The sequence below is a fragment of the Terrabacter sp. P5_B1 genome (assembly GCF_056400505.1).
Genome location: NZ_JBFULD010000174.1, coordinates 1 through 8,733, shown reverse-complemented (window position 1 = coordinate 8,733; position 8,733 = coordinate 1). Strand labels below are relative to the sequence as shown.

The window sequence follows — 8,733 nt, the reverse complement described above, 5'->3', positions numbered from 1 at the left end:
AGGCCGACCTGCTCCGGCGCGGGCGCCCCTCCGTCGGCCTCGACCTCAAGCACCCAGACGGTCGCGCGACCGCGCTCGCCCTCGTCGAGCGCGCCGACGTGCTCCTGGAGGGTTATCGCCCCGGCGTCGCCGAGCGGCTCGGCCTGGGCCCGGACGACTGCCTCGCCCGCAACCCGCGGCTCGTCTACGGCCGGATGACCGGCTGGGGCCAGGACGGTCCGCTCGCCCAGGCTGCGGGGCACGACATCGGCTACGTCGCCCTCACCGGCGCCCTGCACGCCATCGGCCGCGCCGGCGGACCACCCCAGGTGCCGGTCAACCTCGTCGGCGACTTCGGCGGYGGCGCGCTCTACCTCGTCGTCGGGGTGCTCGCCGCGCTGCTCGAGGCGCGCACGAGCGGCCGCGGCCAGGTCGTGGACGCCGCCATCGTCGACGGCACCGCCCACCTCTCCTCGCTCGTCGTCGGCCTCGTCTCGGCCGGCCTCTGGTCCGACCGCCGCGGCACCAACCTGCTCGACACCGGCGCCCCCTTCTACGACGTCTACGAGACGAGCGACGGCGGCTGGCTCGCCGTCGGCCCGCTCGAGCCCGCGTTCTACGCCGAGCTGCTGCGCCTGCTCGGCCTCACCGACGCCGCTCCCGACCGGCTCGACCCCAGCCAGTGGCCGGCCCTGCGCGCGCTGCTCGCCGACACCTTCCGCACCCGGACCCGCGACGAGTGGGCCGCCATCCTCGAGGGCACCGACGCGTGCGTCGCGCCGGTCCTCAGCTACGCCGAGGCGCCCGCGCACCCGCACCTCGCCGCCCGCGGCACCTACGTCGAGCACCACGGCGTCGTCCAGCCGGCACCCGCACCACGCTTCTCTCGCACCCCCGCCGTGCTCGGCGCCCCGCCCTCCACCCCGGGCGCCGACACCCGTGCGGCCCTCGGGGCGTGGGGCATCGACGACGTCGACGCCCTCATCGCCACCGGCGCCGCGATCCAGCCATGAGGCTCTTCGTCGCCGTCGTCCCGCCCGACGACGTCCTCGACGACCTCGAGGCGCACCTCGAGCCGCGGCGCGAGGCCAGCCCCGAGGTCCGGTGGACCGACCGGCACCAGTGGCACGTCACCCTCGCCTTCCACGGGGCCGTTCCCGAGCGACGCCTCGACGACCTCACCGACGCGCTCGCCCGATCCGCAGCACGCCGCGACCCGCTCGTCCTGCGCCTCGCCGGCGCCGGCGCCTTCCCGACCCCGTATGCCGCGCGCGTGCTGTGGGCTGGTGTCGAGCAGGTGCGCGGTGACCTCGTGGCGGTGGCGGGCGGCATACGCAATGCGTCGAGCTCGGTGGGCGCGACGCCCGACGGCGCGCGCTTCTCCCCGCACGTCACGCTCGGCCGCTTCCACCGGCCCACGGAGGCGACCCGGTGGATCCGCGCCCTCGACGCCTGGGAGGGCCCGGCCTGGCGCGTCGAGCACCTCGCGCTCGTGGAGTCACACCTGGGGGAGGGGCGCGGGCGGCGGCCGCGCTACGAGGTGCTCGGCGAGCTGCCGCTGCGCACCGCTCCACCGCCCACGGACTGATCGCGCCGGTGTGGGAGACTGGCGGCGTGGCACGTGGCGACGGTCGTTTGAACCATGACCTCATCCCCGGCGAGAAGGGCCCGCAGGACGCCTGCGGGGTCTTCGGCGTCTGGGCTCCCGGAGAGGACGTCGCCAAGCTGACGTACTTCGGGCTCTATGCGCTGCAGCACCGCGGGCAGGAGTCGGCTGGCATCGCGACCGGTGACGGCGAGAAGATCCTGGTCTACAAGGACATGGGCCTCGTGTCGCAGGTCTTCGACGAGACGGCGCTCAGCTCGCTCCGTGGCCACATCGCGATCGGCCACACGCGCTACTCGACGACGGGCGGCTCCACGTGGGAGAACGCCCAGCCGACGCTCGGTGGCGCCGGGGTCAGCACGCTGGCGCTCGCCCACAACGGCAACCTCATCAACACCGTCGAGCTCAAGGCCCTCGTGGACGAGCACTTCGGCGGCGCCCGCATCACCGGCGAGCTCGCCCGCGGCAACACCTCCGACACCGCGCTCGTCACGACGCTGCTCGCCGCGGACGAGGACCGCACCCCCGAGCAGGCCGCCCTCGAGCTGCTGCCCAAGCTGCGCGGAGCCTTCTCCTTCGTCTTCATGGACGAGACGACGCTGTATGCCGCCCGCGACCCGTGGGGGGTGCGTCCCCTCGCTCTCGGCCGCCTCGAGCGGGGCTGGGTCGTCGCCTCCGAGACCGCAGCTCTGCAGACGATCGGCGCGGCCGTCATCCGCGAGGTCGAGCCCGGTGAGCTGATCGTCATCGACGAGGACGGCCTCCGCTCGCACCGGTTCGCCGAGCCCCAGCCCAAGGGCTGCGTCTTCGAGTACGTCTACCTCGCCCGCCCCGACGCCGTCATCCGCGGCCGGGTCGTCCACGAGGCCCGCGTCGAGATGGGCCGGGTCCTCGCCCGCGAGCACCCCGTCGACGCCGACCTCGTCATCGGTGTCCCCGAGTCGGGGGTCCCTGCTGCTGTTGGCTATTCGCAGGAGAGCGGCATCCCGTTCGGGCAGGGCTTCGTCAAGAACGCCTACGTCGGGCGCACCTTCATCCAGCCGTCGCAGACGCTGCGCCAGCTTGGCATCCGGCTCAAGCTCAACCCGCTCGAGCACACGATCCGCGGCAAGCGCCTCGTCGTCGTCGACGACTCGATCGTGCGCGGCAACACCCAGCGGGCGCAGATCCGGATGCTTCGTGAGTCGGGGGCCGCCGAGGTGCACGTGCGCATCAGCTCGCCGCCGGTGCAGTGGCCGTGCTTCTACGGCATCGACTTCGCCACCCGGGCCGAGCTCATCGCCACCGGGCTCAAGGTGGAGGAGATCCGCGCCTCGATCGGCGCCGACTCGCTCGGCTACATCTCCGAGGAGGGGATGATCGGAGCGACCAACCAGCCCGCTGACGAGCTGTGCTCGGCGTGCTTCACCGGCCGCTACCCGATCGAGCTCCCCGAGGACGGTCGGATCGGCAAGCACGTCCTCGAGACGCTGCCGCTGACGGTTCGCACCGGTCACGACCGCTCTGTCGACGTCGAGGGCGTCAGCCTCGGGGTCGGCCTCGGCGGCGAGAACGCCCTGCAGCACCCCTGACCCAGCACCCCGCCGGCGGTTGACCAGCGCCGGTTCGAGGTATGCCGCCGCGCCCCTCTGCGACGAGTCACCTCGACTCGAGGTGGCCTGTCCACACCCGCGGCTCAGGGTCGGCTGTTGTCCACAATGGTTTCGCGGGGCATCGCGGCAGGGCGCCGTCTGGCCCAGTCTCATGGCGCATGACGGGAAACGAACGACGCCTGCTCGCCCGACGCCTGGCAGAGCGGCAGGGCGGTGTGGTCTCGCGCAGACAGCTGCGGTCGCTCGGCATCACGCACGACCACATCCGCAACGAGGTCGCAGCTGAGCGTTGGGCCGCTCTCGGACGGCAGTCCGTGGCGCTGCACCGCGGCCCGCTGACGGTCGAGGCTCGCGCTTGGTCCGCGGTCTGGGAGGTCGGGGAGCGCATCGCAGCTCTCGATGGCGTCACGAGCCTCATCGCCTCGGGGCTGACCGGCTTCGACGAGAGGGCCCTGCACCTGTCGGTTCGACACAGCCATGACATCCGGAGCATCGAGGGCCTCCGCATCCACAAGCTCATCAGGCGCTTGGACGACGAACTCGTGCCTTCCGGCATCCCACGGACTCGGCCAGCGGTGGCTGCAGTCCGGGCGGCCGGGTGGGCGGTCAGCGATCGTCAAGCCGCGCTGCTGCTCCTCATGCCCGTCCAGCAGCGCCTGACGACGCCCGACGCGTTGCTCTCAGCGTCCAGGCGGTGTCTCGGACGGCGGCGACGCGGGTTCATCCGTGGGGTCGTCGGCGACGTCGCACTCGGCGTCCAGTCGCTGGGGGAGCTCGACTTCGCGCGCCTGTGCCGGGCGCGCGGGCTACCCGAACCGTCCCGCCAGGTGGTTCGCGACGGTCCACGAGGCCGGATCTACCTCGATGTCCGGTGGGAGGGACGGGCGCTTGTCGTGGAGATCGACGGCACGCAGCACCGGGAGGGGTTGGCCGTCAGCATCGACAACCTGACCCGCAATGCCGTCGTCCTCACGGGCGACCGGGTCCTTCGCATCGACCGTGTCGGACTGCGCCTCCATGAGGACGCGTTCATGGACCAGGTGGCGCTCGGCCTGGCGACTGGTGGGTCGAGGTGAGTCGTCGCGACCCAGCACGGCGTTTCACCTCCACCCGATCCGGGTGCGGCGCTGTCGAGGTGCCTCGTCGCGCCGGGCCACGAAGCGATACCTCGAACCGGGGGCGCAGCGAACCGCGACGAGGGGGAGTGCGCGTCGCCGGTAGGCTGTGACGGGTGAGCGACGCCCCCATCACCTATGCCTCCGCCGGTGTCGATGTCGAGGCCGGTGACAAGGCCGTCGAGCTGATGAAGGCGTCGGTTCGGCGCGCGACCCGCCCCGAGGTGCTCGGTGGCCTGGGCGGCTTCGCGGGCATGTTCGACGCCACCGCGATCGCCCGGATGACACGACCCGTCCTGGCCACGAGCACCGACGGCGTCGGCACCAAGGTCGCCATCGCGCAGGCCCTCGACATCCACGACACGATCGGCTTCGACCTCGTCGGCATGGTCGTCGACGACATCGTCGTGTGCGGCGCCGAGCCGCTCTTCATGACCGACTACATCGCGACCGGCAAGGTCGTGCCCGAGCGCATCGCCGCCATCGTCGGCGGCATCGCCCGCGCGTGCGAGGAGGCGGGGGTCGCCCTGGTCGGCGGCGAGACCGCCGAGCACCCGGGCCTCCTCGAGCCCGATGAGTACGACGTCGCCGGTGCCGCGACCGGCGTCGTCGAGTATGCCGCCGTGTTGGGTCCGCAGCGCGTCGCCGACGGCGACGTCGTGGTCGCCCTGGCCAGCAGTGGTCTGCACAGCAACGGCTACAGCCTCGTGCGCCGCGTCGTCGCCAGCGCCGGCTGGGAGCTCGACCGTCACGTCGACGACTTCGGTCGCACCCTGGGCGAGGAGCTGCTCGAGCCGACCCGCATCTACACCAAGCCCCTGCTCGAGCTCATCGCGGCCGACGGCGTCGACGTGCACGCCCTGAGCCACGTCACCGGGGGCGGGCTCGCCGCCAATCTCGCGCGCGTGCTGCCCACCGGCATGTTCGCCCGCGTCGACCGCGGCACGTGGACCCCGCCGGCGGTCTTCCGCACGGTCCAGGACCTCGGCCGCGTGCCGCAGGCCGACATCGAGCGCACCCTCAACCAGGGCATCGGCTTCGTCGCGGTGCTCCCGCAGGCCCAGGCGGAGCGGGCCATCGAGCTGAGCGAGGCGCGCGGCATCAGGGCCTGGCGCCTGGGCGAGGTCGCCGCCGAGGAGCGCGCGCACGCAGCGGGCCTCGTCGCCGATGGTGTGGAGATCGTGCGTGGCGCCAAGGGCGTCGACGGCGGCGCCGTGCAGGTCGTCGGGCAGCACCCGGCTCCCTGACGCGCCCACCTGACCCCCGGTGGTCCTGGCACCCGCGTGCGTATGCCGTGGAACCGGACCGACACGGCATACGCAGGGTGCGGCGTGCGCGGGGGATGACGAAGCCCGCACACCACGGATGGTGTGCGGGCATCGATGTGTCACTCAGACGCGACCCGGCCACTGGTGTCGGCCGGGGGGTGTCAGCTGCCTAGATGTCAGCACTGATCGCGCGCCGGGTGGGAACACCCGACGCACGAGGTGCAGACGGAAGAGGGAGGACGAGCTCAGCGCTCGCCTGAGACCCACTTCCCGTATTCGTCGTACTCGTCGTCGACGGACTGTGGCTGGTTGGAGACGTCGCGTTGCGACGGTCCGTGCAGCTCACGCTCCAGCGCGCTCAAGTCCGTGTCAGGTGTGTAGTACTTGAGCTGCCGTGCGACCTTGGTCTGCTTGGCTTTGGCTCGGCCGCGCCCCATGGCGTGACCCCCTCGTGCGTCGTGCCGGGACGGCATCGCCCCTCGAAGAGCCGGATGGCTCTTCGATGTCTGCGTAGCGGTCCCGGGAATGTGTGTGTTCTCGTGGTGCTAACGCTACATGAGTGAGGCAAATCCCGCGCCTGCCGGACCCCGGCTCGCCGGGTGGGATGCGCAGGGACCGACCGGAGGCGGCGTGCGGGGTCGTCGGCCCTGCAGAACGCCCCTGGCAACGCCGCCGCACCCCCACATCGGCACGCCGTCGGCGTATACACCCAGGAGGGCGGAAGCGGGATGATTTGACTCTTTTCAGTGTTTAACCGCGATGTGGACGGCCGAGACTTTACCCTTGCTTTACTGAGCCCCGATTGGGGCACATGCGTGTCGCTGCACAAGCGACAGGGTGGTGGGGATATGACAATGACGACTCAGGATCGACACGAGACCGAGAAGCTGCTGACTCCTGCCGAAGTTGCGGCCCTGTTCCGAGTGGACCCCAAGACGGTCACTCGCTGGGCCAAGGCGGGCAAGCTGACTTCCATCCGGACCCTTGGCGGGCACCGGAGATACCGCGAGTCAGAGGTGCGCGACCTTCTGGGTGGCGGACACTGAGCACGACCGCTACCAGGGGGTAACCGGTCAGCAGTCGGGGGAGAGCACCGCGCGGTGTGACTTCCCGGGCTGCCCAAGGTGCGCGCTCGGACCCGTCCATGGGGGAACGGGTCGAGCGCGCACCAGTAACGATTCTCGACGCCCCATCGGCGAGGCTGCCGCGGCGTTCATGGTGGCCTGCACCGGGCCCGCGGCATCGCATTCGCTGCATGTGCTGCATCGTCGTGAGGTGGTTCCGATCGCTGCCGACGACAGTGAGGCGTCCTATCGTGGCGGGATGACTTCACCGCCCGACATCACCGCCATCACTCTGGGCGTCCGCGACGTCGAGCGCTCGCGCGCGTTCTACGTCGACGGTCTGGGCTTCCGCTCCGTCCTGCACGTCGCGGGGGAGATCAGCTTCGTCCAGTGCGCGCCCGGCCAGCTCCTGGCGCTCTGGGACGTCACCCGGATGCCGAGCGAGTACGGCGACGTCGCCCACGGCCCGGCCGCCCCGCCGCTGTCGCTGGGCCACAACGTCGGCGCCGCCGAGGACGTCGAGCGGTTGTATGCCGCGGCCCTGGCTGCCGGCGCCGGCTCGGTCGCCGTCCCGACCGTCCGCGAGTGGGGCGGGGTGAGCGCCTGCGTGGCCGACCCGGACGGTTTCCGGTGGGACCTCGTCCACAACCCGAACTTCCGCGTCGACCCCGACGGCACCGTTGACCTCGGCGAGGGCTAGCCCAAGGGTGATCGAGCGGGTCAGTGGCCGAGTGCGCGCAGCTGGAGACGCAGGGCGAGGCGGGTCTCGGGGTCGTGCAGGTCGAGGTCGACGACACCCGACAGCCGCTGCATCCGGTAGCGCAGCGTGTTGGGGTGGACGTGGATGCGCGCCGCAGCCGCCCGTGGGTCGCCCGGATGGTCGAGCCATGCAGCGACTGTCTCGAGGTATGCCGTGTGGTGGGCCTCGTCATGGTCGCGCAGCGTCCCGACGGGGCCGAGCAGCTCCTCGGTCCAGATGCCACCGAGGGCGCGGGCATTCGTGACGGCGGCCCACGCGTCCTCGACCGTCGTCGTCGTGCCCGCCACCCGACCCACGTCACGCAGCCGCTGGACCTCGGTGGCCTCGCGCCGAGACCGGTCGAGGTCGACCGTGCGCGAGACCCGTCCGCCGGCGCTGGCCGTGGCTGTCGGGGCGACCCCCGCGACCTCCTTGACGACGCCGTGCAGCCACTCCCACGTGCCGGGGGACGTGTCGCCGGGCACGTCGCGCACGAGGGTGAGCGCCACGCCGTCGAAGATCGCGAGGAGCGGCTGGCGCCAGGACCGGCGGCGCGCGGCCGACTCCCAGACGTCGAGCTCGCGCTCGGTGTCGCGGGGTGAGCCCTCGCCGGCCACCACCCTGCGGTCACGGTGCGCGCCGGCAAGCACCACCACGCGCCACGGCGCGGGCGGGAGCCAGCCCTCGGCCTCGAGGGTGTCGCCGCTCAGCACAGCACGCAGCCGGTCGGCCGAGACGCGCCGGGCGAGGTCTGCCTGGGAGCGCAGGCGCAACAGGTGCAGCGCCACGACCGAGGCGGTCTGGGCGAGCGAGGCCAGGACCTGCGCGGGGGGCTCCTCGTCGACGACGGCCCAGATCGAGCCGAGCCACTCGGTGCCGGCCCGGACGGGGACGACCAGGCGCGCCCCGAGGCCGCGCCCGGCCGGCACGAAGAACGGCTCGTCGGAACGGGCCAGTCGTCGGAAGACTCCTCGCCCGCGCAGGCCCGCGATCACCTCCTCGGGCACCCGGCGCCCGACGATGGTGGACACCCGGGCGGGGTCCGCCACGTCCTGCGCCGAGGAGTAGGCGAGCACGCGCGACTGGGTGTCCTCGATGGTGATCGGGGCCGAGACGAGCGCCGCGCACGCGTCGGCGAGGACGAAGAGCTCGTCGAGGACCGGGCCCTCGGCGCGCACCGCCGGGCCGCTCGCGGCTCGGTCGAGCACGCCGCGCAGCAGCCACACGACATGCGCCCAAGAGGCGTGGTCGGCCAGCTCGACGAGACTGACACCGACGCGCGCCGCGGCGGCCCTGACCTGTCCGCTGCGGGCGGCGGCTCGCCGCAGGACCACGGCGCCGCTGCCGGACGCCGCCGCGCCCTCGAGCAG

9 protein-coding genes are annotated in these 8,733 nt (G+C 72.4%); 7 read left to right on the top strand and 2 right to left on the bottom strand.

The window, feature by feature from the left end; all coding sequences use genetic code 11:
* The 5 genes from AC1DP0_RS13340 to purM all read left to right on the top strand — a co-directional run.
* Positions 1-992 (top strand): CaiB/BaiF CoA transferase family protein (locus AC1DP0_RS13340; protein WP_478085038.1); only part of this gene is annotated, 992 nt, incomplete at its 5' end.
* Complete coding sequence (thpR, locus tag AC1DP0_RS13335) at positions 989-1,567, top strand: RNA 2',3'-cyclic phosphodiesterase (protein WP_478085037.1); 579 nt, start codon at positions 989-991, stop codon at positions 1,565-1,567. The genes AC1DP0_RS13340 and thpR, both read left to right, overlap by 4 nt.
* 26 nt (positions 1,568-1,593) lie before the next feature.
* On the top strand, positions 1,594-3,156 hold the full coding sequence (purF, locus tag AC1DP0_RS13330) for an amidophosphoribosyltransferase (protein WP_478085036.1): 1,563 nt from the start codon (positions 1,594-1,596) through the stop codon (positions 3,154-3,156).
* Positions 3,157-3,335: 179 nt separating this feature from the next.
* Positions 3,336-4,253, top strand: coding sequence for a hypothetical protein (locus AC1DP0_RS13325; protein WP_478085035.1), 918 nt, complete (start codon positions 3,336-3,338; stop codon positions 4,251-4,253).
* Positions 4,254-4,408: 155 nt separating this feature from the next.
* Positions 4,409-5,539: a phosphoribosylformylglycinamidine cyclo-ligase gene (gene purM, locus AC1DP0_RS13320; protein ID WP_478085034.1), complete on the top strand. Its 1,131-nt coding sequence runs from the start codon at positions 4,409-4,411 to the stop codon at positions 5,537-5,539.
* Between the two features lie 266 nt (positions 5,540-5,805).
* On the opposite strand, the gene AC1DP0_RS13315 is transcribed toward purM, so the two are convergent.
* Positions 5,806-5,997, bottom strand: coding sequence for a DUF3073 domain-containing protein (locus AC1DP0_RS13315; RefSeq protein WP_323102362.1), 192 nt, complete (start codon positions 5,995-5,997; stop codon positions 5,806-5,808).
* Positions 5,998-6,414: 417 nt separating this feature from the next.
* Between AC1DP0_RS13315 and AC1DP0_RS13310 the strand changes: the two genes are divergently transcribed.
* Both AC1DP0_RS13310 and AC1DP0_RS13305 read left to right on the top strand, forming a co-directional pair.
* Positions 6,415-6,606, top strand: a complete 192-nt coding sequence (locus tag AC1DP0_RS13310; protein WP_045191048.1) for a BldC family transcriptional regulator — start codon at positions 6,415-6,417, stop codon at positions 6,604-6,606.
* 277 nt (positions 6,607-6,883) lie between these two features.
* Positions 6,884-7,324, top strand: a complete 441-nt coding sequence (locus tag AC1DP0_RS13305) for a VOC family protein (RefSeq protein ID WP_478085033.1) — start codon at positions 6,884-6,886, stop codon at positions 7,322-7,324.
* A 20-nt stretch (positions 7,325-7,344) separates the two neighbouring features.
* Here AC1DP0_RS13305 and AC1DP0_RS13300 read toward each other — a convergent pair.
* Positions 7,345-8,733 (bottom strand): PucR family transcriptional regulator (locus AC1DP0_RS13300; RefSeq protein WP_478085032.1); only part of this gene is annotated, 1,389 nt, incomplete at its 5' end.